Annotated in this window: 31 protein-coding genes and 1 tRNA gene; 9 read left to right on the top strand and 23 right to left on the bottom strand. The window is 47.0% G+C overall.

The annotated features are described in order from the left end of the window. The 6 genes from BUB67_RS08040 to selD form a co-directional block, all read right to left on the bottom strand. On the bottom strand, positions 1–795 hold the full coding sequence (locus BUB67_RS08040) for an energy-coupling factor transporter transmembrane component T family protein (protein WP_073238449.1): 795 nt from the start codon (positions 793–795) through the stop codon (positions 1–3). After that, positions 779–1,630: an energy-coupling factor ABC transporter ATP-binding protein gene (locus BUB67_RS08045; protein WP_073238452.1), complete on the bottom strand. Its 852-nt coding sequence runs from the start codon at positions 1,628–1,630 to the stop codon at positions 779–781. Before BUB67_RS08045 ends, BUB67_RS08040 begins: the two co-directional genes overlap by 17 nt. Then, positions 1,609–2,493: an energy-coupling factor ABC transporter ATP-binding protein gene (locus BUB67_RS08050; RefSeq protein ID WP_073238455.1), complete on the bottom strand. Its 885-nt coding sequence runs from the start codon at positions 2,491–2,493 to the stop codon at positions 1,609–1,611. The genes BUB67_RS08045 and BUB67_RS08050 overlap by 22 nt, the downstream gene beginning before the upstream one ends. A gap of 21 nt (positions 2,494–2,514) precedes the next feature. After that, positions 2,515–3,063, bottom strand: coding sequence for a tryptophan transporter (locus tag BUB67_RS08055; RefSeq protein WP_073238458.1), 549 nt, complete (start codon positions 3,061–3,063; stop codon positions 2,515–2,517). A gap of 235 nt (positions 3,064–3,298) precedes the next feature. Beyond that, on the bottom strand, positions 3,299–3,889 hold the full coding sequence (gene yedF, locus BUB67_RS08060; protein WP_073238462.1) for a sulfurtransferase-like selenium metabolism protein YedF: 591 nt from the start codon (positions 3,887–3,889) through the stop codon (positions 3,299–3,301). Beyond that, entirely contained in the window at positions 3,873–4,937 is a 1,065-nt protein-coding gene (selD, locus tag BUB67_RS08065) for a selenide, water dikinase SelD (protein WP_143157025.1), read from the bottom strand. Before selD ends, yedF begins: the two co-directional genes overlap by 17 nt. Positions 4,938–5,160: 223 nt before the next feature. On the opposite strand from selD, the gene murI reads away from it, so the two are divergent. Continuing rightward, entirely contained in the window at positions 5,161–5,970 is an 810-nt protein-coding gene (gene murI / locus BUB67_RS08070) for a glutamate racemase (RefSeq protein ID WP_073238685.1), read from the top strand. 43 nt (positions 5,971–6,013) lie between these two features. Here the strand turns inward: murI and BUB67_RS08075 are convergent, their stop codons facing one another. Both BUB67_RS08075 and BUB67_RS08080 read right to left on the bottom strand, forming a co-directional pair. Beyond that, entirely contained in the window at positions 6,014–6,613 is a 600-nt protein-coding gene (locus BUB67_RS08075; protein ID WP_073238468.1) for a superoxide dismutase, read from the bottom strand. A 97-nt stretch (positions 6,614–6,710) separates the two neighbouring features. After that, positions 6,711–6,893 carry a hypothetical protein gene (locus BUB67_RS08080; protein ID WP_073238471.1) on the bottom strand — a complete coding sequence of 61 codons (183 nt, stop codon included), beginning with the start codon at positions 6,891–6,893 and terminating at the stop codon, positions 6,711–6,713. A 205-nt stretch (positions 6,894–7,098) separates the two neighbouring features. Between BUB67_RS08080 and BUB67_RS08085 the strand changes: the two genes are divergently transcribed. Both BUB67_RS08085 and BUB67_RS16395 read left to right on the top strand, forming a co-directional pair. Continuing rightward, positions 7,099–7,623 (top strand): hypothetical protein, encoded by a 525-nt coding sequence (locus tag BUB67_RS08085; RefSeq protein ID WP_073238474.1) that lies wholly within the window; start codon positions 7,099–7,101, stop codon positions 7,621–7,623. Between the two features lie 4 nt (positions 7,624–7,627). Next, complete coding sequence (locus tag BUB67_RS16395) at positions 7,628–7,786, top strand: hypothetical protein (RefSeq protein WP_159431819.1); 159 nt, start codon at positions 7,628–7,630, stop codon at positions 7,784–7,786. 10 nt (positions 7,787–7,796) lie between these two features. Here the strand turns inward: BUB67_RS16395 and BUB67_RS08090 are convergent, their stop codons facing one another. The 9 genes from BUB67_RS08090 to BUB67_RS08135 all read right to left on the bottom strand — a co-directional run bounded on the left by BUB67_RS08090 (position 7,797) and on the right by BUB67_RS08135 (position 16,863). Continuing rightward, positions 7,797–8,258, bottom strand: coding sequence for a hypothetical protein (locus tag BUB67_RS08090; RefSeq protein ID WP_073238478.1), 462 nt, complete (start codon positions 8,256–8,258; stop codon positions 7,797–7,799). A gap of 421 nt (positions 8,259–8,679) precedes the next feature. Then, complete coding sequence (locus BUB67_RS08100; protein WP_073238482.1) at positions 8,680–9,552, bottom strand: diguanylate cyclase; 873 nt, start codon at positions 9,550–9,552, stop codon at positions 8,680–8,682. After that, positions 9,549–9,899: a hypothetical protein gene (locus BUB67_RS08105; RefSeq protein WP_073238485.1), complete on the bottom strand. Its 351-nt coding sequence runs from the start codon at positions 9,897–9,899 to the stop codon at positions 9,549–9,551. Before BUB67_RS08105 ends, BUB67_RS08100 begins: the two co-directional genes overlap by 4 nt. A 165-nt stretch (positions 9,900–10,064) precedes the next feature. Further along, positions 10,065–10,382 (bottom strand): hypothetical protein, encoded by a 318-nt coding sequence (locus tag BUB67_RS08110; protein WP_073238488.1) that lies wholly within the window; start codon positions 10,380–10,382, stop codon positions 10,065–10,067. Beyond that, positions 10,372–11,562: a DNA polymerase IV gene (locus BUB67_RS08115; RefSeq protein WP_073238491.1), complete on the bottom strand. Its 1,191-nt coding sequence runs from the start codon at positions 11,560–11,562 to the stop codon at positions 10,372–10,374. The genes BUB67_RS08110 and BUB67_RS08115 overlap by 11 nt, the downstream gene beginning before the upstream one ends. A gap of 631 nt (positions 11,563–12,193) precedes the next feature. After that, positions 12,194–12,270 (bottom strand) — tRNA-Pro (locus BUB67_RS08120). 145 nt (positions 12,271–12,415) lie between these two features. Beyond that, positions 12,416–13,213, bottom strand: a complete 798-nt coding sequence (gene xth / locus BUB67_RS08125) for an exodeoxyribonuclease III (protein ID WP_073238494.1) — start codon at positions 13,211–13,213, stop codon at positions 12,416–12,418. Between the two features lie 508 nt (positions 13,214–13,721). Continuing rightward, positions 13,722–15,239 (bottom strand): Ppx/GppA phosphatase family protein, encoded by a 1,518-nt coding sequence (locus tag BUB67_RS08130; RefSeq protein WP_073238497.1) that lies wholly within the window; start codon positions 15,237–15,239, stop codon positions 13,722–13,724. A 178-nt stretch (positions 15,240–15,417) separates the two neighbouring features. After that, positions 15,418–16,863, bottom strand: a complete 1,446-nt coding sequence (locus BUB67_RS08135) for a VanW family protein (protein ID WP_084127678.1) — start codon at positions 16,861–16,863, stop codon at positions 15,418–15,420. 233 nt (positions 16,864–17,096) lie between these two features. On the opposite strand from BUB67_RS08135, the gene BUB67_RS17200 reads away from it, so the two are divergent. The 4 genes from BUB67_RS17200 (at position 17,097) to BUB67_RS16400 (ending at position 19,441) form a co-directional block, all read left to right on the top strand. Next, entirely contained in the window at positions 17,097–17,228 is a 132-nt protein-coding gene (locus BUB67_RS17200; RefSeq protein ID WP_274377233.1) for a hypothetical protein, read from the top strand. Positions 17,229–17,345: 117 nt separating this feature from the next. Beyond that, positions 17,346–18,368 (top strand): YeiH family protein, encoded by a 1,023-nt coding sequence (locus tag BUB67_RS08140; protein WP_073238500.1) that lies wholly within the window; start codon positions 17,346–17,348, stop codon positions 18,366–18,368. Between the two features lie 12 nt (positions 18,369–18,380). Continuing rightward, entirely contained in the window at positions 18,381–19,289 is a 909-nt protein-coding gene (locus tag BUB67_RS08145; RefSeq protein ID WP_073238503.1) for a selenium metabolism-associated LysR family transcriptional regulator, read from the top strand. A 2-nt stretch (positions 19,290–19,291) separates the two neighbouring features. Next, the gene (locus BUB67_RS16400) at positions 19,292–19,441 is read left to right on the top strand and encodes a hypothetical protein (RefSeq protein WP_159431821.1); all 150 of its coding nucleotides are present in this window, start codon (positions 19,292–19,294) and stop codon (positions 19,439–19,441) included. Between the two features lie 181 nt (positions 19,442–19,622). On the opposite strand, the gene BUB67_RS08150 is transcribed toward BUB67_RS16400, so the two are convergent. Next, positions 19,623–20,180 (bottom strand): pyruvate kinase alpha/beta domain-containing protein, encoded by a 558-nt coding sequence (locus BUB67_RS08150; protein ID WP_073238507.1) that lies wholly within the window; start codon positions 20,178–20,180, stop codon positions 19,623–19,625. 168 nt (positions 20,181–20,348) lie between these two features. Between BUB67_RS08150 and BUB67_RS17205 the strand changes: the two genes are divergently transcribed. After that, positions 20,349–21,200, top strand: a complete 852-nt coding sequence (locus BUB67_RS17205) for a methyl-accepting chemotaxis protein (protein WP_073238510.1) — start codon at positions 20,349–20,351, stop codon at positions 21,198–21,200. A gap of 92 nt (positions 21,201–21,292) precedes the next feature. Then, complete coding sequence (locus tag BUB67_RS08160; RefSeq protein WP_238456991.1) at positions 21,293–22,048, top strand: LCP family protein; 756 nt, start codon at positions 21,293–21,295, stop codon at positions 22,046–22,048. A 49-nt stretch (positions 22,049–22,097) separates the two neighbouring features. Here BUB67_RS08160 and BUB67_RS16625 read toward each other — a convergent pair whose 3' ends face one another. The 5 genes from BUB67_RS16625 to BUB67_RS08180 form a co-directional block, all read right to left on the bottom strand. Continuing rightward, positions 22,098–22,274, bottom strand: coding sequence for a hypothetical protein (locus BUB67_RS16625; RefSeq protein ID WP_200798149.1), 177 nt, complete (start codon positions 22,272–22,274; stop codon positions 22,098–22,100). A gap of 107 nt (positions 22,275–22,381) precedes the next feature. Then, positions 22,382–22,597, bottom strand: a complete 216-nt coding sequence (locus BUB67_RS08165; RefSeq protein WP_073238513.1) for an NEDD8-activating enzyme E1 regulatory subunit — start codon at positions 22,595–22,597, stop codon at positions 22,382–22,384. A 66-nt stretch (positions 22,598–22,663) separates the two neighbouring features. Beyond that, on the bottom strand, positions 22,664–24,286 hold the full coding sequence (gene bshC / locus BUB67_RS08170; RefSeq protein WP_073238516.1) for a bacillithiol biosynthesis cysteine-adding enzyme BshC: 1,623 nt from the start codon (positions 24,284–24,286) through the stop codon (positions 22,664–22,666). Between the two features lie 70 nt (positions 24,287–24,356). Then, entirely contained in the window at positions 24,357–25,259 is a 903-nt protein-coding gene (locus BUB67_RS08175; RefSeq protein WP_073238519.1) for a potassium channel family protein, read from the bottom strand. A gap of 196 nt (positions 25,260–25,455) precedes the next feature. Beyond that, entirely contained in the window at positions 25,456–25,683 is a 228-nt protein-coding gene (locus BUB67_RS08180) for an FmdB family zinc ribbon protein (RefSeq protein ID WP_073238522.1), read from the bottom strand. Positions 25,684–25,815: the final 132 nt, after the last annotated feature.

Below are 25,815 nucleotides of genomic sequence, written 5' to 3' on the forward strand. Positions count from 1 at the left end.
TTACAGTTGAACAACTCCGTATCCTTGCATCCTTAAAAACAATGCCAGAACAATGAAGATTAAGGTTGATAAAATGACCATCATATCCAGCTTTGTGATGGCAGGTTCCTTATAATATGTGCGGATGCCGCTGCCATAGCCCCTGGTCTCCATGGCAATGGCCAAGCGTTCCGCCTTTTTCAGTGAGATCAGGACCAGCGGCAAAGCCACTGTGGCATAGGCTTTTATTTTTTGTAAAGGGTTCCCGCTGTCCACGGGACAACCCCTTACCTGCTGGGCATAACGGACCTGTACCGCTTCTGCCATAAAAGTGGGCACAAACCGCAGGGCCGTCATAAACATGAACACATAATCATAGGGAAGTTTAAGCTTCTCGGTGAGAACCAGGATAATGTCTTTATACTGGGTGGTGGCTAAAAAGATGATAAAACTTAATACCACCGCCATCATTCTTACGGCCATGGCCAGCCCCATGTACAGGGCCTCCCCGGTAACCGGCAGAATATGGCCGGGCAACAGGTAAAACAGGACTTCCTCACCCTGGAAGAAGATAACCTGTAGAAGCACTAAGATGCCGGCAAAGACCGTCAAACCTTTAAAAACAGTAGCCAAATCCTTCAGCACTTTACCCAGCAGCGCCACCGCCACCACCGTGGATAACAGCGTTAACAGATAGTACACATTGTTAAAGGCGAGCGCCAAAAACATAACCCCCAGCGCCCAGGCCAGCTTACTTAGCGGATTTAAGCTATGGACCACGGATTCCCGGTATACATACTCAATCACACGGGCCATCGATGCTACCTCCGTTCACCTTGTGCAAGTGTTCAACCATTTCGTCCACCGTCAAGATGACTTCTGAACCCGGGGTAAGCAAACCGTTCAACCGGTTGGCCAGCAGAGTAATTTGGGGTGGTTCCAGTAAGGTTTGGGCCAGTAGTTGGGTCTGGCTTAATACATCTCTGGTAGAACCGTCCGCAATCACCCTTCCCTGACAGAGAACAATCACTCGCCGAGCGTACCGGGCCACCAGGGTCATATCGTGGGTAATAAAGAGGATGGTATGCCCCTCCCGGTTCAGGTCACGGACAAGTTCCATAATCTGCAGCCTTTCCAGGGAATCCTGCCCGGTGGTGGGTTCATCCAAAATGATGATCCTGGTTTGCATAGCCAGCACGGAAGCCAGGGCCACCCTCTGGCGCTGCCCCCGGCTTAGCCGGTGGGGGTAAACCTGGGCCAGATGCTGGAGGCCTACATCCCTCAGGGCTGCCGCCACCCGTTTCTCAATTTCATCCCGGGGTAAGCCCAGGTTCTGCAGACCAAAGGCCACTTCCTTTTGCACCGTGTCATGGAAGATTTGGTGGTCGGGATTCTGAAATACAAATCCGACCTGCCGGGCCAGGTGGGAAATGCGGGTCTTCGCAGCATCCTGCCCGCACACGGTGACCCGACCGGTCTGGGGGCGCAGCAGTCCGATGCAATGTTTAACCAGCGTGGTTTTGCCGGCGCCGTTCTGGCCCACCAGGGCCACCAGCTCACCCGGGTAAATGGTTAGATTAATATCCTGCAGGGCCGGTTGACCCTGTTCGTAACTGTAAGACAAACCCTTTATGTCAATGAGCGGTTGCATAATTTTCCTCCGCCGCCGGGCACCAGTGCCCGGCAAAATTCAATGCCTTCCTCCAGGGTAATGGGCAAATGACACCGGCCGCCGTTAAGCCTCAAAGCCAATTCGGTGACCTGGGGCAGCGCCACCCCCAGATGGTAAATGCTTTTATGCTTAAAAACCTCCCGGGGCGTTCCTGCCAATGCCACTTCTCCCTGGGATAAAATCACCAACTGATCACAGTGGCGGGCCAGCAATTCGGTTTTTTGTTCCGCCACCAGCACTGTGATACCATGCTTAACGTTCAGCTGTTTTAGTACCGTGAATACTTCTTCGGTGCCCAGAGGATCCAACTCTGAAGTTGGTTCATCCAGGACCAGCACCTCCGGCAGCAGGGCCAAGGCGGCGGCAATGGCCAGACGCTGTTTCTGACCGCCGGAAAGGGAGCGGGTGGACCTGTGCCTCAGGTGGCTGATTCCTACACTGGACAAAGCAGTTGTGATCCGCTGTTCCATTTCATCCGGCGGCACCCCGTAGTTTTCCAGGCCAAAGACCAGTTCTTGTTCCACATCCAGGCAAATGATTTGGGCCTCCGGGTCATCCAATACGGTGCCCACCAGGCGGCCGATTTCCGCCGTGGATAAATTGCCGGTGGGGCAACCCTTGAGAAGCACCTGGCCGCTGCAGGCGCCTCCTTCCACGTGAGGAATGATACCGTTGATGGACTTTATTAAAGTGGTTTTACCAGCCCCGGTGGGGCCGGTAAAACCGATAAAAGATCCCTTTGGCAGGGTCAGGTTGATGTCTTTCAAGGCATAAAAATCGGTATTGGGATAGCGGTAGCTGAAACGCTTAAAACAAACCACCGGTTCCGCCGCTGCTGTCATGGTCGGTCCCTCCCGCTGCCGCTAACGATAGAGAAATTTTTTGACCGGCGCGTACAATGCCTGGGCAATCACCATGTTAATGACAGCCACCGGTATCACCACGCCCACAAAGGCAGCCTGCATGGCAGCCACAGGCAAGTTCAAGGCCAACCGGAAATTTAAGACCACATATAAACCGCCGCTGACCAGGGTCCCCATGAGGGTGGCCAAGGAAGGCTTGAAGGAATAATTTTTGATGGAAAATTCCGGCAAATAACTGGCCAGCAGGGCACAAACCAAGGCGCCGGCCGGCTCAGTGGCCAGGTTCAGGTAGGGGATGGGAGACTTGGAAAAAATCATGCTCACAGCGCCGGCTACAATGCCGATCCCCAGAGCCATGCCGATCCTAGGGCGCAGGAGAAGGATCGCCAAACAGTACATGGCGATGACAAAGTTCGGTGTAATGCCTAATATGGCTGGGGAAAACATGCGAAGAACGGCGCCGATGGCAATCAAAAAGGCCACCACCGCAATTTCTTTGGTCTTGCTCATCTTACCGATAATCACTTGCTCAACTACGGGATTGCTCATAACCATCTCTCCTTGTCTCAATTAAATTTAAAAAACCAGGCAAGAGCAGCCTGGTTAAAGACACGGCAAAACTAAGCGCACCGGTACTCCCCTCAGCTCAACTCATCTCTGCTCACCTCCGATATTAAGTTGTAGAAACCCTCAGCTAAAAATGGTTCTATGACTAAACCTTGTCATTTAGTTTAGCACAAACAGGCGCACCTGTCACCCATTTTTTAAACAGGACGGCACGGTATTATAAAGTAATGACCGTCCCTCCGGCAGTCAGGTTTTCCAGAATCTCCAGCATATTGGTCACCCGACCCACCGCCAGTTGATCCTTTAATTTATAATAATCCAGGCAGGTGCCGCAGGAAAGCACTTCGGTGCCCCGCCGGGCCAGTTTTGTAATTTGCTCCAGCACCCGGGACTGTTGAACGGCCAAACGAACCCCCGAGTTCACCAGCATGATCACCCTAGGGGCGGGTTTTTCCAGGAGACTGTTAAAGAAACTCACCATCAAGGTCTCTCCCAGGTCTTCGGCCCCGTTGCCAAAGGTATTGCTGGTGATAAGATAAACCACGGGTCCGGTCTCACATTTGCCGGGTACCGCCACTGCCGGCCCTGTTCCTTCGCCCTTGGTGATGGTAATATAGAATTCCCCGTTCTTTTCCTCCACGCTGACCTTACAACCGGCATTTTCAGCAAACCGGGTTACATTTTCGAGGGCCACCCGGTTATCCACAACGGAGACCACGGTACCCTGTTCCATTTCCTCCAGCGCCTTTTTGGTATTGATAACCGGCTGCGGGCAAGCCAGCCCGCGGTTATTAATTTCCCTGATCATGCTGTTTCCCCCTCTGGATTGTGATCAAATATTGACCCGGGGGTGTTAGTTCGCCGACAATCCTAGCATCTGCCACGCCCCGGAGGTGTAATTCCTTTACTAAAGTCTCTGCCCTAGCGGGTTGTACGGCGATCAACAACCCTCCGGAGGTTTGAGGATCAAAGAAGATATCAGTCTCTTCCCGGGTAACCCCTTCCTCAATCTTTACCTGATCGCCCAGGTGGTTCCGGTTGTTATAAGCCCCGGCAGGTATAATCCCCATCCGGGCCAGTTCCCTTGCCCCGGGTAAAACAGGAACCTCCCCGGCGTAAAGGTTTATACTTAAGCCGCTGGCCCGGGCCATCTCGGCAGCATGTCCCAGGAAGCCAAAACCCGTGATATCCGTACAAGCGGATGCTCCAACATCCAGCATGGCGCCGGCCGCCTCTTTATTCAGTGAAGCCATGGTGGCAATGGCCCTGTTCATGATTTCCGGACCTACCAGATCCGCTTTAATACCCGTATTGATAATGCCCGTGCCCAGGGGTTTGGTCAAAACTAAAAGGTCCCCTGTTTTGGCAGTGGCGTTGCTGTAGATCTTGTCCGGGTGTACCATCCCGGTAACGGCCAGGCCGTATTTGGGTTCGTCGTCCTGCACACTGTGCCCACCGGCAATGATGGCGCCGGCCTCGGTGACTTTATCCGCACCACCCCTTAAAATCTCTTTCAGGATGTCCGGGGACAAGCAGGCGGGGAAGCAAACGATATTAAGGGCCAACAGCGGCGTGCCGCCCATGGCATAAACATCGCTCAAGGCGTTGGCTGCCGCAATCTGGCCAAAAAGATAAGGGTCATCCACCATGGGTGTAAAAAAATCCACGGTTTGAATGGTGGCCAGTTCATCATTCAGACGATAAACCGCCGCATCGTCTGAAGTATCCAGACCCACCAGCAGGTCAGGGTTCGTATTCTTGGGCAGATGACGCAGTACCTGCGACAGGACCTCCGGTCCTACTTTGGCCGCTCACCCGGCAGCCTTTGTCATTTGCGTCAATCTGATCTTTGCCACGGCGCCACCCCCTTTACAAATGACATTATTAGCCCTTCGCCAAGATTTATGTACTTTCCTTTAGGCTTTACATAACTTTTTGTTATAAAAACAACAAGCATTGTCAACTATTTCATTTTATTATAGATAAGAATGGTTTCTCTGGTAAAAATGATTGGCTTGCTTCCAGGTAAACAGGAGAGTATAATGAATTACAGCATTTACCAACCTCGAGGTGATTTTCTTGACCCAACGGCAACCCATAGGCGTATTTGACTCAGGTGTAGGTGGATTATCGGTCGCCAGGGAAATTCGCAGGTTGCTTCCTATGGAAGACCTGATATACTATGCGGACTCTGCTTACTGTCCCTACGGAGAAAAAGACCCGGCAATCATTCGTCAGCGTGAACGGGCCATTGTAGAATTTCTCCTATCCCGGGGCGCCAAGCTGATCGTGGTGGCCTGTAATACCGCCTCCTCCGCCGGCCTGGAGGAATTGCGAAAACTTTTTGCCGCACCCATTGTGGGAATGGAACCGGGCGTTAAACCTGCCGTCGCCGCCACCCGTAACGGCAAAATCGGCGTACTGGCCACTGGTGTGACCATTACCGGCGACCGCTTTGCTTCCCTGGTAAAGCGCTATGCCGAAAATACCAGGGTCATCACCCAGCCCTGCCCGGGCCTGGTGGAGTTAGTAGAGTGTGGCAAGCTGGAGGAACCGGAGACAGAAAGGGTATTAAGAGGTTTTCTCCAACCGATGCTGGAACAGGGAGCAGACACCATCGTCCTGGGCTGTACCCATTACCCTTTTTTACGTCCCCTGATTGAACGATTGGCCGGCCCCGGCGTTGCGGTTATCGACACCGGCGCCGCCGTGGCCAAACAGGTCAGTAAGGTATTAGATGAAAACAACCTGGCAGTGAAGGAAGGCCCCCCGGGCACAGAGCAATTCTTCACCAGCGGTAACCAGCAGGAAGTGGAAAAGGTGATCCGCGCCCTCTGGATCCGGGATAACATTCAGGTAAAAAATCTGCCCTTACATGCAACCTCATAATAAATGCGGCAGTGTCTCTGCCGCATTTCATTTTATCTTATCGTTACTTGTTCAGGCAATCGGCTAAACGCCGGTTGACGTCCTCCCAGTTAACCAGGTTCCACCAGGCCTCCACAAAGGCCGCCCGCTTGTTTTGATACTTCAGGTAGTAGGCATGCTCCCAGACATCCAGGACCAGCAGGGGAACAGCGCCCCATTGGGTCAGATTCTGGTGTTTTTCTGCCGTTAGAATTTCCAGCTTTTTAAACATGGGATTGTAGCACAGCAGGGCCCAGCCGGAACCTTCCACCGCCACGGCGGCAGCGGACATTTGCTTTTTAAAGGCTTCAAAGCTGCCAAAGGATTTGTTGATTTCTTCTGCCACCGGCCCGGTGGCGGGGCCGCCGCCGTTGGGGCTCATGTTCTCCCAAAACATGGTATGCAGGATATGGCCGGAACCATGGAAAGCCAATTCCCGCTCCCAGTGTTTAATCAGTGCGAAGTCTCCTTTTTCCCTGGCTTCAGCCAGTTTGGTCTCGGCATTGTTCAGTCCGTCCACATAGGCTTTATGATGGGCGTCATGGTGTAATCTTACGGTCTGCTCATCATAGTAAGGCTCCAGAGCATTATAATCATAGGGCAAGGCAGGTAACTGGTGTTTCATTTTTATTCCTCCGTTTCAAAATAATAACTAAGTTATACCCCATATTATAATACACTGTTACGAACTGTTTATTACCTGTTTCTTACATTATACTTACTTATCGATGGCAATCTTCTCGAAAGGTCTTACAATAGGTTTCTGCCAAAAGCAGTACATGGTCGATAAATTCATCCGGGTAACTAAAGTCTCTGGAGCAAAAAAATCCAGGGTCCTCCAGGTAAACAGCCACCGGGTGCCTGCCAAACACATTGATAAACTGTTCCATGGATGAAATAGTCATCTTCTCTACCTCCCAGCAGCAGTTTAGCAATAAAACCTGACAATACCATTAACCAGTTGTTATTTAACCATTAAATTTTCTTATGTTATCCAGTTCATTTCATGCTGCCTATTTGACATAACATAAAACATCGTGGTTATATATTTACAGTGAAAAGTTTGTCTGGTTTAATTATGAAAGATGGTTTTAGTAGGAGGGTATTGCCATGACCGAAAACAACGCCTGCGGCTGTAAACCCCGCAGAATCTCCAAAGGGCTGCTGACAAGGGTGGCCAATTTTATTCGGGATAAGTCCGTTGACGGTATTTGTGTAAAAAGCATAGCCGAAATTGCTGACGAAATGGGCCTGCTGCTGCCCGCCATCGTGGTGGATGCTCTGGACAAACTGGAACAAAAAGGCACCATTCAAGTAAAAGAGCGGGGCAAAGAGTTGACGGATCCCACCACTTTCATCTATATCGGGGATGATGAAGTCACCAAGCTCATGTCCAGCACGGTCCTGCTGACCCATGAACTGGCAGCAACCCTGGGGGATCACCCTCAGTTTCAACAACTGAGACAAAAAATCAATGAAATGATCAATATCCTTGAGCAGCAAAACAAAGAGGTACAAGAGTTTCAGGCTTTCAAAAGCGGTGTGGTCAGACAGATCGAAGCCCAGGATGGCGTATACCACATCATCTCCAAAACCCGTCTAAATAATTTGTTCATCGAAGAAACCAGAAGGTAACCCCATGAAAATCGATAAACAAAGCGCCATCATCAGCTCCATCGTACTGGTGGGCAGTTCTGTTACCCAGCACCTCCTTTATGGTCATATTGACTGGGCCTACAGCATTCTCATGGCTATTGTCTTCATTATCCTGGCCCCTTACATCAGCAGGAAAAAATAACGAACCGGGATCAAAAATCCCGGTTCGTTTGCTGTTGAGGCCAGCCTGCGGCGGGGTCCTTATCAAACTCCAGCCCGATCATGGATATGGAATTTTCAAAGATATCGGGGCTATGGTGTTCCTTGAATCTTAAAATGAGACCAAACATAGGAGACTTTTTATTAAGTTCCTGCAGCTTCTCCAGAATCTGCCCGGCTTTGTTTCTGGCAAATTTGATAGCAAAGCCTACACCGTCGGTAAAAGCCAGGTAAAGCAGGTAGGCGTCCTCCTCTTTATTGTACTCCCAGCGATATTCAAATTTTCCGGTGTGTGCCGCAGCAATCCGGTTGTTGGGATGGATAGCCTGATAGGGGACTTCAAAATCCGGGTGTTCCAGAATAATTCCTACGGTTTCTTTGGCCTTTCTTGGTTTGATGGTACCTATACTGCCACCGACGGGTTCAATTATTTTAATTTTAGGATGCGTGGTCACAAAAGTTCCTCCTTTTGTAAGAAACAATTCCTTACCTATTTTGTCCATTGTTTCTTATATTACATAGTCATACATAAAAAAACAACACTGAAATGCCTAGCACTTTCCATTTATTTATTAATTCAACTCCTTTACTTTCCTGACTGTTACAAAAGAGATCACTTGTATGATATCGAGATGTCCACCGAAAACCTGGCGGAAGCGCTTTAGTCCGCAGGGATAACCGGTCCCGTCAAATCTTTCGTGATGGTATATAATCATGGGAATTATGAAGCCGTTGACAGAGGCATTGCCTTAAAATGAAAAACCGGGGTATCATGAAATACCCCTCATATTACAAAAAAATTATTAGTTAATTGTCGCAAACAATGTCCTTAAGTTAAAGCCACTACAGTCACAAATCATAGTCAATAATTGTACTCTATGCACTTCCACAAGCTATTTCATTCTGAAAAAATCCGTCTGCTACAGCCAGTTTTGTTTTCTCCTTCTTCGCTTTTGTTGATGCCAGGCTGGCTAAATTTATAAGGTCCATTACCGTTTCCCTGGGGTTCTGTGCCCTTGCGTCCTGCCGCCTTCCTCCTGCAATACCGGCCGAAGCAGTAACATTAATATTATTTTTGAATTTATGGGTAGAGATTGCTTTTAATAATATTTCTGCCAATACCATACATTTATCCAGGTTATATTGCGTAAGCACGACAAATTCATCTCCTCCAAACCTGCAAAGATAGGTATCTCCATGAGAATGACTTTTCAAAAGCATTCCTAATTCTTTTAATATGAGATCCCCTTGTGCATGTCCGAATTCCTTGTCTATTTGCCCGAATTCATTAAGGTCGATAAATATTACAGATATTTCAAAACCTTTTTCTAAAAGCTCCATACCCATATGATATATATATTCGCTTCGGTAAAGCCCGGTAAGAGGGTCATAGTATTTACCAAGCTCTGTATAAAGACAGGTTTTGGTAACCAACCCCACCAAGCTATCCTTCTCTTTAACCAGGAGCGTCTCAATTTTATTTTCCTCAAATACCTGCTTTGCTTTCCATAATGAGGTCTCTGGTGTAACTGATATAACCTTTTTTGTCATGGCGTCGGCAACAATTCTGTTGGGATGGGTTTTTCGTATATCCCTGGAGGTCAATACCCCTACCAGCTTTCCATCGTGCATGACGGGAATGCAGTTGATATTATTTTCATCCATAATCCTTTCTGCTTTGCAGATACCGTCATAAGCATCGACAGTATTTATTTTTTTTATCATAATATTCGAAACACAAGAAATCATAAATCAATAGATTTGCTAACCTGAAGCACAATATTTAATTGTGCTTTAATAATTGTAGACTCGTTAGCAACTTTCCCCCCTTCATCCAGAATTAAAGGAATAAGCCTGTCTTTTGTGATCATGTTAGTCAATGACTTTCTAATTACAATCGCTTCAATAACCGGGTGCTCTATCTCAACTATTTCATACTGCTCCGGAGACAAAATATCAACCATTCTTCTGGCAGCTTCCGGTCCTATGGGAGCCTTCCTGCCCACAATCAATACATCTTGCATGGGAGGAACCTCGAATTCCGAGAGACGTATTGTAATTTCAGCCTTCCTGGTAGATTCGACAAAATCACTCATTAATTTCACCTTTACAATAATATATTTGGATTACTTTATATATTTTATCATATTATATACTAAAAAGTCCATTATATAGTAGTAACTGTATCCGATGGTTACCACCATATGGTAACTTATCTTTATTAACAAGGAAACGAAACCCCGAAATCTTTTTGGTTTGCTCTAGATTTTTCGTTCAAAGGCTCCACAGGCCATTTGGTACTGGCCGCCTTCCCCCAGCAGTTTCTCTAATGCTTCTTTTCCCAGCAACAACATCAATTCAACAATTTCAATACTGTCCGGCACCCTTTTGCTTCTGTTTTGATAGGCCTTTACCCTGGCCAGGCACACCCTGCGGGTTTCCTGCCGCCCGATGACCTTGACAAAATATTTACACTGGCTGCAGGAATGTTGAAATTTCTCCCCGGCCTGGGGCATAACCATCCGGTGACCGGCAAAGAGAAAGTTATTTTTATAATAGTTCTTTACTTTATCGTCCATAGTAAACCCCGCAGTCTGTCAGGGACACCGCCCTCTTAATGCTGTGTTGCCCCCACCGGGAACGAATTAAATCCGTAGCCCGGTCAATCTTCTCCTGCTTCTCCCGTTGGGACAGGAGGTCCATTTGCCTCTCCTGTATTCTGACCAATCCCGAAAGTGTCAGTCCCACCAACCTGGCCTTCACGTCCTTATCCCAGTATTTTTTCAGCAAAAACATTCCCATTTCGTAAACCTCCCGGGTAATATCGGTATAAGCAGGCAGCACCCTGGAATGGGTCTCGGTAAAAAGGTTGGGGTCCCTAATGGTAAGGCTCACCCTGTTGCCCAGGCAACCTGCCTTGCGGGCTCGCTGGGCCACTTCTTCGGCTAATTCGACAATGACCACCTTTATCTGGTCATAACCCCGGTAATCCCTAGGTAGTGTAACCTGGTTGCCCACACTCTTGATCACATCCAGGGAACCAGGGTTCACTGGACTGTAGTCAATACCATGGGCGGAATAGTGCAGAATCTCCCCCACCAGACCATACCTCTTTTTCAACAAGTCCACTGGCAGGGCCGCCAGATCCCCGATGGTCTTAACGCCGATCTGGTTTAACCATCTCCCAATGCGGGATCCCACCCCAAACAGTTCCTTCACCGGCAACGGCCAGACCTTGTGGGGCCAGTCCTCCAACGTAAGGGCAATGATTTTATTGGGTTTTTCCATTTCAGCCGCCATTTTCGCCACCAGCTTGGAAGGTCCGATGCCGATATTGACCCCCACCCCCACTTCCTCATTAATTCGGCTCTGGATTCTCCGGGCAATCTCCAGGGGGCTGCCGAATAGTTTCAGGCAGCCGGTAACATCGACAAAACTTTCGTCAATGGAGAAAGGTTCCACCAGGTCACTGAAATCCCGGAGGATATTATTGATACGGCTGGAAAAAGCGGCATAGTCCCTATGGGAAGGTGAAACAAAAACAGCATGGGGACAAAGGGCCCGGGCCTCCGTGACAATCATACCGGTTTTAATGCCATATTGTTTCTTGGCTTCATAGCTGGCCGCCAAAACAATACCTGTTCTTTTGGCCGGGTCCCCTCCCACAATGACAGGCTTTCCCCGCAGACCTGGATCCATGGCCTGATGAACAGAAGCAAAAAAACTGTTCATATCACATAACAAAATGGTCCTGGACATTGTTATCACCAAACATTTATTCGGTTATATATCCCTATTATACACCAAACATTTGTTCTGAATCAAGGGAAAGCCTGTCTATAGCAGCTGGAAAAAGTTGTATAACAATGCCAAGACCCAGGTTTTATGAACCCGGGTCTTCTAACGGAGAGTAGATTTTTTTGCCTACTGGCAGTTTTATTTTTCCCCTTTTCAGGTGTAACATTTATGAAATGTTTTCCATAATATGGATTAACATTAATGATTTTCAACCATCAGCTTCAGGCGGGTAAAAACTTCCTGATGTCCGGCAGACTCGAACAACGGCAGGTCCTGGTCGCGGTCGAATGGTGTGGTAGTTTTGTTATTCATTGTGGACTACCTCCCGGGCAAAGGTCAGGGGATCCTCTTCCCAGGCCTGCCGCCGGCTTTTCTCGGCCGCGTCGAAGAAACTCAGTTGGGTCGCTTCTTCGTTCTTCCCCGGCTCCCGTACCCGGTCCGGCCCGACCCTGCGGTTGCGGGCCCGGGCTGCTATTGATCAAGCATCTTCTTAAAACTGAGAGGATTTTCTTTTTAAAAATCGGTTACTGTACCGTTTGCTGTACCAATGCAAAAAATTAAGGTCTGCATTTCTGCAAACCCTTGTACTTACTGGTCGGAGCGACAGGAGTTGAACCTGCGACCTCTACCACCCCAAGGTAGCGCTCTCCCAAACTGAGCTACGCCCCGGTCTATACACTTGTCTTGCAGAGCAGCTTGCCCTGTCGACAAATGTTATTATAGCTAATGCCATATTAAAAGTCAACAGACAAATTATATATTTTTAAATTCTATTTTTGGCTGGCGAAAGTTGCTTTATGTCTAAAAAGCAATGTTAAATTCTTAGTTCGGGTGGCAAATCAAATTCCGCTACGATAATGGTGTGGTCGGAGGGCTTTTCTTTACGCCTGGGTTCCATGTCAATCCAAGCTTTGGTTGAGCGCTCGGCCAGGGGGGCGGTGGCCCAGATGTGGTCGATGCGCCAGCCCAGGTTTCGTTCCAGTCCTTTGGGGATGCGGTAGTCCCAGAAGGTGAACTGGCCGCCCTCCGGTTGGTGGAGGCGGAATACGTCCTGGAAGCCCCACTCTTTCACATACTGCAGGGCCAAGTGTTCTTCCGGGTGAAAGCCCACTTTGCCCAGCAGTTGCTTAGGGTGGTGGACATCCTTTGGTTCCGGGGCTACGTTGAAGTCGCCCATCCAGAGAACCGGCTGGTCCGGGCAGAAGTTGCGGTCGAAGTAGTCCCGCAGGGCTTTGATCCAGGCAATCTTGTATTTAAATTTTTCACTATCCGGGGACTGTCCCTGGGGGATGTAAGTGTTGATGACAGGAATCCCTTTCACAGACACAGCCAGCAAACGGGCTTCTCCCGGTTCGGCGATGTCTCCCAGGTGGCTGTCTAGCAGAACCATTGGGTGGGGACTCAGGGTAGCAACTCCGTTATAGGATTTTTGTCCTTTGTAGAGGGCGTGATAACCAGCTGGTTTGAAGTACTCTTCGGGAAAATCCGCATCCATCACCTTGGTCTCCTGGAGGCAGATGACATCCGGTTTGTTTTCCTGCAGCCATTCCAGCAGTATTTCTTTACGGCTGCGAATGGAATTTACATTAAAGCTGGCAACCTTAAAGTTCATGTTTGATCCTTCCTTGTTTGTTTTATGTTACAAGGATACTTCTCCTTTCAGGTTCTTAATACCTTCCTGTACTTTGACAGACTTCCGGTATCATAATCCCTTTCTTTAAAGACATAAAAAAATTGCGGGAGCCCCGCAATTGATTATCTTGGCTAAAATTCTTTAACCTCTTTCAGCACCGTTCTAACACACCAGGCCAGGATGACAAACAAACAAAGAATCAACCACATCCGGAGGCATTCACCCCTCTCCTGTACCAAAACCTCACTCATGGTCAGTTAATCATTCCCTGAACGGCCGTACTCGTTGCCTGTTTCCTCATATCGTCCAGTGACCGGTTGTTTCGCCGGTTTCTGGTTTATATTTACGGAAACGCAGTCTTCGTTAAGAGGTTTTTTCTAATTGATCTCCTCATGAGTGGTATTTTCGGCATTCCCCTACCATTATCATATTCAGGGGGTTGCTTTTCTATATCTGCTTCCGTATTATCTTGTTCTGCCGCTCATGTTTATTCCTTGGGAAATTTAAATTTTATCCCAAAAACTTTATTAAAGTTGGTCACTTTTTTATAGAGCTCCCGGATTTCCAAATCTGCGTTTTCAGTGGTAACACAATCAATTTGTACCTCTTTTTCCTTGATGGTGCAAATGACATCCTGCACCACACCTGCCTCGGTGCGGTCCAAATTTTCCGCCATACGAATAAAGACGCCCAACCTGCGGACCAGATTGCCGTCCTGGGGAAACAGTATATCGGAATGCTGCTGAAGTTTAAATTTAAGATCCATCTTGTCATGACAGGCCGCCACCAGGGATACCAATACCAATTCCCGATGGGAAAGCCCGTTGAGCCGGGCGTTCAACAGTACATACATGGTATGTTTGTGATGGTTGTAGTAGCTGACCACATTCCCCACATCGTGTAGCAGGGCTGCAATGCGAAGAATTTTACGTTCCCAGAGGCCGTAACCGTGCAGCGGCTGCAGTTGGTCAAACAAAGAAAGGGAAAGTTTGGCCACGTGCTCTGCATGATACCGTCGAACCTGATAGAGATCCATAAAGTTTTGCACGCTATGTTCGGTTACATTGTCTACCACGGGATAGGGCCAATTCTTGAACAGGTATTCGTAGAAAACGCCCTCCCTCAGCCCTGCGCCGCTGATACGAATACCCGGCGCCCCTGTGTAATCCAGCAGTTTGGAAATTGCTGCCACACCGCCTAAAATGATGTCCGCCCTTTCTTTGGACAGACCCGGAACAGCCTTGCGCTCTTCCACTGTTGTGTTTTGCAGGTGCTGATAAATTTCCTTGACTCGTTCAGCATGGATCCTATAGTTGTGCAATAAGTTGAGACTGTAACGGGTACGTTTCCGGTCGATACGCCCCAGGTTCCGTATGGTGCCGCCAATCCCGATGATTTCTAAACCACGGGCGGACTCCAGCCAGGGAATGGTAGAAAATTGATCTTTCAAATACTTCTCCAATTGTTTGATTTCAGCGGGTTGGGGTGCGGGTGAAGGCAAGAAGTTTTCCGTGAGATTGACAGCGCCAAATGGGAGGCTTGCCCAGTGCACAATTTTTCTGTCCCGGCATAAAATCAACTCTGTGCTGCCACCGCCGATATCAACAAGCAAGGCATCGTTAAACTCCATGCTGTTAACAACACCCAGATATTCATAGCGGGCTTCCTCTTCTTCCGAAAGGATCCGGAAGTATACTCCGGTCTCCTTCATAATGGTTTCCAGTACCTCACCGCCGTTCACCGCGTTGCGAATGGCGGCGGTGGCAACACCATGCACGCTGTCAGCCCTGTTGGCCCGGCAAAACTTCTGAAACAGTTTTATTGTTTGAACGGCCCTATCAACGGCCGGCCCTTTGATAACCCTTTCGGGCCCCATGTTCTCACCGATTCTGGCGGTTTCCTTTATCTCGTCCAGCAGTTTATAGGAACCGTTCTCATCGATCTTCATCAAAATCAGTCGTATCGAGTTGGAGCCCAGATCGATAATCCCAATGTTTCTTGACATAAATTCCTCCTATACGACAAATATTGACATTGCATTTCTTAAATTTGTTACCAAATCCCTTAAGGTTTTACTTTCTATTCTAACAGATTCTCCGAGGAGGTGCCACAGGATTCCTTTTTTATCCAACCAACGGTTATTAAAAGACATGAAGGCCACCTGCCGGTGGCCTTCATGTCTTTTAATATTCAGTTTCGACAATATTGTTCCGGGGTTGATTGGGTTGAGTTTGTAAATTGGCCTTTGCATCTTGAGGCTTTTCTTCTTCATTTTTCCGCCCGACTTTAACAACTTTAGGCCGCGGGTGATAATAACTGTCCGGCAATGCTTCCTTCTTGATCACGGCGCCGTTCTCCTTAATGATTCTTTCCGCCTTGGCCCGGAAACCTGCATAGGCCGGTGAAACTAACACTTCCTCATCCGGCTGCAGGGTGGGATCAAATTCTTTAATAACCTGGTCCGGCACAATGGTCTCGGTAACCCAGCTGCGCACAACAACGTCTTTCTTGATTGCGGTGTCACCGTAAACTTGAACGGTAATAGAACCACTTCTAACGACGGTTCGCAAGTATACATGTCCGGGCAGCGTATTTTTAAATCTAAAATCTAGCTGGTTCCAGGCCACCGCTGCATCCCGTCCCAATGGAACATAACCGATGGCAAGGGAGTGGTTATGGCGTTCCACAGGGGTTAAATTGGCTAGCAGGACAGCATTGTACAGTGTGGTGGAAACCTGGCAAATCCCGCCTCCTAAAGCTTCTTCGAATTTATTGGCCACAATCACTGCCGCCGGGCGATAGCCGGCTTTACTTGTCCGTTCTCCCACGATTTTGTTAAAAGAAAATTCCTGGCCCGGTGCCAGTATGACGCCGTTGATTCGGTTGGCAGCGGTCCGAATATTGACGGTCCGGTCTATGTTCTTGGCATCAAAATGGGTGGTGAACTCTCCTATTTTGCCATTTATTCTCAACCTCTCAATATCCGCCAGGGTTTTCCCAGCCTTTAGCTCATCCACTTTGAGGTTTAGTTGAATATTTGCCTGACGAATGTCGGTATTAAGAAGTTCTGTATAAGCCTGATCCAGATTTACCTTAAGACCTTTTTGGTCGGGTACCATGATTACTCGCCCGTCGTCTGAAATCACAAGTTTTGCATCGATGGCTGGTCGCTCAATGGCCCGTACAACGGGGGCCAGGGCGGAAGCCAATTGTTCCTTGTTCAATCCTATGGAAAGGGTGATTTCTCTTTTTACCGGGTGAAAGTATGCTTGTATATGTCTCAACAAGAAATTGACATCATTTTGTAAGGCCTGGTTCAGAACATCCTCAACGTTTACCGTAAAGCCAAGTTCCTTTAGCGTCATGGGCCAGGATTTGTCCTGATATCTCAGCTGTATTTGCTTATTCATCAAGGCCTGTTCAAGTTCATTTAACTTCTCCGTAGCCTGCTGCCTTTCCAGGTTTGACAGCTCAATACCCTCGACAAAAACCCCGGGTGGGACACGCTTTGCCTCGGCGCTCCGCAGTTGGAAAGTCAAGCCGCAGAATACTGCGCCTGTCAGTGAAGCAGCAATACCCAGGAAAATCGCCAGGAACAGTAACCTGGATCCGTTACCCTTTTTGGCCAAATTAAAAACCTTCCTTCTCTGACAAATTAATATGATCCAAGCAATAAGACGCAAAAAAAGACAAAAGGTTTCTTTGTCTTTTAAATTAATACAATTTTTCAGTTCTGTTTAGTCCCTTTATCCTTTCCTCTGGCAATGAAAATAGATTAAGCAATAACTGGCAGCAGAATAAAAACTTGTTAGAGTAATCTTCTTTACGGGATACAAAATACTTTATAAGGAGGGATTTGTGAATGGCAAAGGAAAAACCAAATACAAAAACAAGTAATAAAAACAGGGGACAGGTTTTGTGTGAACTGCCTGCCCCCTGTTTTATTCGTTTTTTAGGCCAATCTGCGCTGGTGGTAACACCCGATAAAGGATAGGTTTATAAGGATATCTTTATAGGGTTTATCATCATGAATTATTTCCAATTTAAAAATAATTCCATTAGACTTAGAAAGGAGATTCTGAATAGAACAAATTGTTAGGAGATGGTTATTATGCAAGAAAATGCTTTACTTAACAGCAACCAACAAAGAAAAATTCGGGGTGAAATCCGGGGGCTTGTTCTGGCAGTAGTGATGGGGGTGCTTGCTCACAACATCGTGAGTCTCCCTCTTTTATCAATACCTGGTCCCTTAATTATTGCAATTATAGTGGGGATAACATGGCGGGCCCTGATGGGAATACCTGCTCATGCCAGTGCCGGTATAAGATTGGCTAGTAAAAAACTTCTACAACTGGGAATTATTTTAATGGGTGTACGACTTAATCTGAATGCTATCTTCACTGCGGCTCCACAAATAATTCTTCTTGATGTCTCAGTTATTGTTTTAGCTATTGGTATTATTTATTATTTGGGGAGAATATATCGTGTTGAGAAAAAACTTGCCTTATTAACGGCGGTAGGAACTGGGATTTGCGGTGCAGCCGCCATTGCCGCCATTGCACCAACGATTAAATCCGATGAGGATGAAACGGTAGTATCGGTAGCAACGGTTGCCATCCTGGGAACCTTTGGGAGTATTATTTACATTTTGTTACAGCCTTATTTAGGTTTGAGTTTAAAAGAATATGGGATCTTTGCCGGAGCAACCCTTCATGAGGTGGCCCATGTAGTAGCAGCTTCTCAACCTTTTGGTAGTGCAGCTGCAGATATGGCTATCTTGACGAAACTTGGCCGGGTGGCAATGATTGTTCCTGTTACTCTAGTAACTAGTTTTTGGTTCAACTTGCGTAACAAAGAAAAGAGTGGAATAAATGAGATTACAATTCCCTGGTTTATCTTTGGTTTTATTGCTATGAGTTGTCTTAATACTGTTGGTATAATAGATAGAAAACTTGTTTCACTTATGTTGCAGGCCAGCGCTGTAATTTTGACTGTAGCTATGGCAGGTATGGGGCTTAGCGTCAATTTAAAAATGTTTAAACGAATGGGACAAAAGGCATTTCTTATTGGAATAATTGGTTCTGTTATTATTTCAATTGCTGGTTTTTTAGCCATCCGCATAATTAGTTTTTAGGAGGAATCGTATTTGAGTTTGTACCAATTCCGGATTTTTAAGACAGTGGCAGACAAAAAAAGTTTTTCAGGGGCTGCACAGGCCCTTTTTATTTCTCAACCGGCAGTCAGCATGCACATTAAGTCCTTGGAGGACCATTTTGGCACCAAATTGTTCGAGCGTAACACCCAGCAGGTAACGATTACAGAAGCTGGCCGAATCTTGTATCAATATGTGGACAAGATATTATCCTTAATGGATGCGGCAGAAAAAGATATCGCAAGATTTACCGGCAGTATCCAGGGACCATTATCACTGGGGGCAAGTTTTACGTTAGGGGAATACGTTATACCAAAAATACTGGGGGCATTTAATGAACAACATCCTCAGGTAAAAGCCTTACTCCAGGTGACAAACACAGAACATGTCGTGAGTATGGTAGTGAAGCAAGAGCTAGATTTGGGACTGGTGGAAAACCGGGTGGAAAATTTGGAATTGACCGTAAAACCTTTCCTGCATGACGAACTCATTGTTGTGATACCAAAGGACCATCCACTGGCTCAACAACAGGTTATTTCATTAGATGAACTTGTAGCCTTACCCTTGGTTCTAAGGGAGCAAGGATCTGGAACCAGGAGGATTACTGAAGAGCGACTGGAAGAGGAGGGAGTAGACCCGTCTTTCTTGAATGTGGTAATGGAATTAGGAAGTACAGAAGCAGTAAAGGCGGCTGTGGAAGCGGGGTTTGGAACAACGATTATTTCCAAATGGGCGGTACAAAAGGAATTAAAGCTGGGAACCCTTGTCCCTGTTAAAATAAAAGATTTATCTTTATTTCGTCAGTTTTATCTAATTTATCACAAAGGAAAATTTCAATCCCCGGCGATGGAGGAGTTTATTGCTTTTCTCATTTCCTTTTGCTCCATGGGGGTTAGACAATAGTAATGTTAAAAAAGTATACCTTTCATATGAACATTCTTGACTCCTTTGATTTTGCGGACCCGTACGGGAAGTGGTTATTACCGTCGATGGCAAGATGCGGTAAAGGAATCAAAGTCAGCGTCGGTGGGCAAAAAATCATGCTAAACCAGTAAAACCGACAATAAATGTAGAAAAGCCGTCTCATGCTTTAAGAATCTAAGCAGGAGACGGCTTTTGTGGTCAGTCCTAAACCACCTGCTTCTGGTTAAAAGGCCGTTGCTGACCGCCAAATATAGAAATATCCTTCTCGCCCTAGCTACAATTTCACAAAGTAAAGCCTGACCCTATTGTTTATTAGTGATGTTCAAATTCTCTGGGCTTACAAATAATTTCTTTAATTTTTGTATCAAAGATATATTGGGAGTGGGCCGGAACCATAACAACGGCCGTATCTGCTCCTCTGCCGCTTCCCGCCACCACCACAATTTCTTCTCCGTGAGGTATCAAGCCGGCATCAAGGGCCATGCCCGCTACCTCAACACAGACTTTGACACCCTGTCCAAACATTCTTAATGTATACGCCATAATTTCTGAAGGGTAAATTCCTTGGAACTTATAGCGAAGGGCCCGGTCCAAACCGGCCATCAGATGGGTGGTTGCCAGAACCTCTATGCCTGCCTGCTGCAACCGCTGCCTGGCTTCCGGCTTCATGGTTAACTTACCCGGTTCTTTAAAACCGGCCTGGTAGGTTACACAGACCACTTTTTTACCGCAGTCGATGAATTTTTCCGCAGTGGTCCCTGTGCTGGAGGCCACCACAATGTAGTTAATTCCTCTTTCCCTGGCATATTGAAGGGCCGCCTCTATGGTTGCTTCGGTATTTTCTTTTCCTTCCTTGTCCCAGTAAACCAAAATATATCACTTCCCTTTAAACGAATGTTCTTTTTATTACCATATCAAATCTTAAGAGTTTGAAACAAGTATCAACATAAATTATCATAATTTTTTAAATTCCATGGTAGGAAAACCAGGGGTTCATAGAGAATAAATGCGACAGTGTCTGAATAGGAGGTTGGAACATTGATACGCATAGGAATTGTGGGTGGTGGTCGGGGCGGTTTAGCCATGTTACGCCTGATGTCCTCCCTCTCAGAAATAACCGTAATTGGTATTGCGGACTTAAATGAAAACGCCCCTGCCATTGTGGCCGCCAGGGAATCTGGAATCCCGACTTTTTCAGACTTCATGCAGCTCTTGAAACTACCGAATTTAGATATTGTGTTGGACGTAACCGGTAATGCCTCCGTAAATCAGGCTATCATGGAAAACAAGCAGGAAAGCACCCGCCTAGCTGATGCTGTTATCTCCAGGCTGATGTATATGGTGGCCCGGGGCCAGGAAGAAGCAGCCCAAGAATTGAGGACCCAGGCCCAACAACTGGCCGGCATGGCAGAAGAATTAAACAACACGGTACAAAGTGTGCCGGCGGCCATTGATGCTGTAACAAGGGCGCTGGGCAGTCACTGTGAAAAGTTAAACACCGCTGTATCCCAGGCAGAAAAACATATTAAAGATACCGACGAAGTGATCGAATTTATTAAAAAAGTAGCAGACCAAACAAAACTGCTGGGCCTCAATGCCGCCATTGAAGCAGCTAGGGCCGGCAACCACGGTCGTGGTTTCGGGGTGGTGGCCAACGAAGTTCGCAAGCTGGCCGAGGACAGTGTTGTGTCCGCCAAGAAAATTAGTACAATCCTTGGCAATATTGAGGAATCCATGAAAACCATTATCGCCGGTATCGAAGAAACAGCCGGCATTGCTCAGATGCAAACCACTACCACCGAGCAGGTAGGTATAGCTGTTAAACAATTAGGGCGCATGGCGGGCGAGATGAAGGAATTTGCCGCTAAATTAGCGGAATTTGCAGATTAATAAGGTATGCCCAATCTGGGCATGCCTTTTATATAGTGAAAATTTAAAATTTTTTGTTATAAAGTTCCTGTTTGCCCGGCATACTAAGGATTATGAAAAGAATCCTACAAATCATGGTAAACCGAAAAGTGCAAACAGGGAAAATTTTGCTTTCGGCAACCATTATCCTTTCTTTAATCCTGGCCCCGATGTCCATGCTGGAAGCAGCCAGCCTGAAACAAAATAAGACCAATATTTTGTGCATCTGGACAGACCAGCAACACCTCAAGGCAGTGACCCTGATGAACTTTGACGCTCTTAACGGCAGGATTGGCATTCTTAGTGTTCCTGTTTTTGCTCGTCTTGAAGCAAATGGGAAACAAACCACCATTGGCCTGCTCTGGGTTCAAGAAGGAAGGAATGGGTTAAAAAGAAGATTGGAAGAGGCCCTGCAGATTCAGATCGACGGTCACATTACCTTTGATCAACCCGTCATTGAAAAGGCCAGCAACCTGGTTGGCTCCATTGATGTGAAGGGGAGGGAAACTACGTTACTACAGGCTTTCGAAGATACCCGGACAGAGCGGCGCAAGGATGATCAGGATGTCATTCGGGCCATGGCAGCCAACATTATTTCACCCAGTGGGATAAAAAAAGTACCCCGGTTGTTATGGTTATTTACCACGCAGGTGGACAGCGATATCCACCCGGAGCTCATGCTAAGAATCTACAAGGTGGTCAGTCACGAGGGGCCGACCATCCTCACGAAAAAGGCCCTCCAGGGTAAAGATTATTATCAGGACGGCTGCCGGTACCGTTATGTAGAGCCGACCACCTGGAAAAATATTATGAATGAAATAAGCGCTTAGCCCACCGGGGGCCAGGCACTTTTTACTGCGTTCTTTCATTGGGCCTGCATCAGGTCATGGCCATCAACATGCCTAAAAGAAAGCAAATAAAACCGCCTGACGATAAAACAAGCCACCTCTTTTGATTGGAACGCTGCCCGGTCAACCGGTTTAAAAAAAGACCCATTATACCCACAAAAAGCAGGATACCCCCTGCCAGTACAAAGAAAAAGCTTACCGCCAGCATTTTTGGCCTCCCTGGCCCATTGAAATGATTTAAGATTCCTAGAAATTATACCATAAAAGGATAAAAAATCTTCACCCTGCGGTGAAGATTTGCTTTTGATGGGATTTCTAACGTGCGGAGGCTTGGAGACGCTCGTAGATTTCAGTTGCTTGCTCACCCTTCAGGTTACAGGCCATTTCCAAGAGCATCTTCTCCTTTAACAGGGCGGAGCGACCCTCCGGAAAGGAAATACAATACTTGCTGGTGCCCGGAACCGGGGAAACAGTTAAATTTAATTCTCGGAATCTATTAATAGCTTCTATCACGTTGAGCTGGTACTTCATCCCTGTATACCTCCTTTTTCCCTTTGCTATATTTTATTCCATTTCCGTAGGAAAGTGAATACTTTCTCAATCAAAAAAGAGTATTTTTTGTTTCCAGTCGAATAGACCAATGGCATGGTATATTTCTTTTAACAAATCCGGTCCATATTTCATTAAGTACGGGAATATATTATAGACCCTTTCCTGCCACTGTCCCAAGGGATGAAGCATGGCATTCACCTTGTTTAATTGACGGATGGCCACCTCATTGTTTTTGCGGTGACGCTGTTTCACTTTATCTTCAAAGGAGTTAACAACCCGCAGCAAACGTCTCAGGTTTTCTTTGCCCAGCCCTTTCAGTTCCGGGTCTATACTCGCCACTTCTTTCACAAGGTTTGTCTGTTTTTCTCTTAAAACAAAACGGAAATCATTAAATATCTCCTCTATCCCCACTTCATCCGTTCGCTTAACGTAAGCATCGATAAATCCTTCTAAACCCACGGGCAGCAGTTGCAGTGGAACCTGGTACTTGGTAAGTAACTTCTCCACCAGGGGTTCCACCAGGGTAATATTGGGACGTGGGTAAACAATGGGCATTTCCTGGCCAAAATGCCGAAAGATGTTCTTAAGCAGGGCAAAGTAGCTGATCTCTCCGGGTCCGGCCACATAGGCCAGCACCGGCAGCAGTTCTTCTTGAACCACCGGTCGCAGGACAACATCCGGACTGAACAACTCCGGGTTGCTCAAAGAGAGCTGCGCCAGTTGCTCTTTCTCCCAGGTGTTCACCCCTTCCCGGTCGGTGAACTGACCCTTTTTCAAATATAACGCGGTTCTCTGGCCTTTTATATAGATAAACAAATGAAGCTTATCTTCTTCGCTCTGTACCTGGGGTGAAAAACCCGCTGCCGCAACCTCTTGACAGGTCCGTTGCAGCAAATGGTCCACTTCCGGCGCCGTCTTAACCGCTCTGTAAAAGAGACCGGCTGATAACCTGCGCAGAGGCGGCAGAACCGGGTTCATCAGAATCAGGCCGTCATCTTTAAAAAGAAAAGTCATTAACCGGCCAAACCACTGGGCGAGATTTGCCGACTGCCGGGCAGTCTCTCTTAACAGGACAAGCCCTTCCTGCTGCCATCCTATTGGAGGTGTTAGCTTCTCCAGTTGCTGAAGAAACAGCGGTACCTCCTGCGGCACAGAAACATGTCCCAGGGAAAACCGCCCGGCCGGCTTTTCTGTTAAAGTAATTTTTTGGGGCCCTTCGGCAGTGGGCACAAAAATATGGTTTATCTCTGCAAAATCATGATCGTCAGCACCAATCCAAAACACCGGAACCACCGGGTAATTCAACTTTGCCGCAAGTTCCCGGGCCAGTTTGATGGCCCCCATGGCTTTATAAACCGTGTACAGCGGTCCGGTCAGTATGCCGGGCTGCTGCCCGGTGACCACAGCCACCCCTAAACCTTTTTCCAACAGGCCGATATTGTGTAATGTTTGATCCCCGCAGCCCAGTTGCAAATTATCATGCTTGAGGGTTTCCGCCAAAAACTTAAGCTGTCCTTTTTTTTTAGCGGACAAATGTTTCAGACGGACGGCAAACCCGTCAATTTGCCTTGGGTCGTAAGTAAAAAAACGGCTAACCTCCGAAAAGTCGCTGAGGTATGCTTTTGCCAGGGGCTGGGAATAGAAACCGTTGAGCTCCTGAATACGCAAACAAAATTCCTCCATCACTGATGTCCTTTAAGCATTTTTTCTTTTTTTAGCGAGGATTATCCTGCAAAGACTACTCTTTTCTACGGCCGGTGAAGACGGCCAGAATACCTCCTATAAATAAGGCGGAGTACAGGAAGCCGGTGATTGAGACAATAATGGTGATAAATTCGGCAAAGCTTCCCCTTGGCGTAATGTCGCCATACCCCACGCTGGTAAAGGTGATCACAGTAAAGTAAAGGAGTCGCAGCGGTTCGGTAACCGGTCCGGAACCGTCGATAAAAGAATAGGGGTCGGTACGGGAAACCAGTAAAATCATGGTATAAAGGTTAAAAATAATGACCAGCAACCAGGAGATTATCATTAGGACGGGAATAAAACGTCTGTCCAAATAGGCAAACATGGCTCCGGGGGCCTGCAGACAGAAAAAAATTCCTTTAAATATCTGGTAAAAATTTAAGATGAGACCCGTCAGCATAATCCCTTCTACCAGGGGTCCCGGTGCAGGAACATCGTTTATCACGTAAATATAGAGAAAAGGCACCAAGACAGAATAAACCGCAACCCTAAAAATCCGGGACTCAATTTCACAATCAAACAGCAGTTTCTGACTAATAAAAATGATGGGTGACATCAACAGGGCTACAAAACCCAGGGAAATCATGGTTGTCATAATACTCAACCCGAGAATACCGATGAGCCCGACCTGAATTCTTTGGTACCAGTAATAGAATGACAACAATAAACCATAGATCACTAAAAAAATCAACAACAACAGGGGCATCCGGGCGATTGACCCCAGTGAATATTTGATTAACCTGGCAGCGTGTCCGGCCAATCCGAAAAAACTAACGGCAACCACAGGCTGTCTTTTTTGTGACGGAGCTACAGGGCTGATGGAGTGAATTAAAAGCAACAATGTTCCCAACAAAACAAACAATACCGTAAAGCTATGTAACATTTCCAACAGGTCCAACTACAGCACCCCCTGCCCACCCTTTGTTCTAACTATATTCCAGGCAAGGGACAAGTTAGAATCTAAAAGCCGTACTTAAATTCACTGAATACAAAACTTCCGAGGGTACTTCAGGCAGACTTTACAAAAAGCAAAAAACCGGGAAACCCCGGTTTGCTAAACTGTATTCGTTACGGATCGTAACGGCTTAAATGCCTCAACCGCCGGAACCACATCCGTCTGCCTTGGGCGCAGCCTTGGAGGCACTGCAGGAACCGCTGTCTGCCGGTCTGCCGACGGAACTGGGTAGAAAAGGAGCAGAGATTTTTTTCTCTACAGACTCACTGGCACATTGGGGACATTTTACTTCCTCCTCGCGACCAGCCAGCTGAAGTTTCTCAAAAACTTTACCACAAGCTTTACAGGAAAATTCAAAGATCGGCACTTTATCACCTCCAAACAGTCAGCTTTCCAACTATATGTTATTCGACATAATTTGCAAAACTCCTTCACCAAAAGCAAAAGAGGAGTCATGCTTGCATTATTGCCTGAATGGATAAAATATTAAAATCCACGG

The sequence above is a fragment of the Desulforamulus putei DSM 12395 genome, assembly GCF_900129195.1.
Classification (GTDB): domain Bacteria; phylum Bacillota; class Desulfotomaculia; order Desulfotomaculales; family Desulfotomaculaceae; genus Desulfotomaculum; species Desulfotomaculum putei.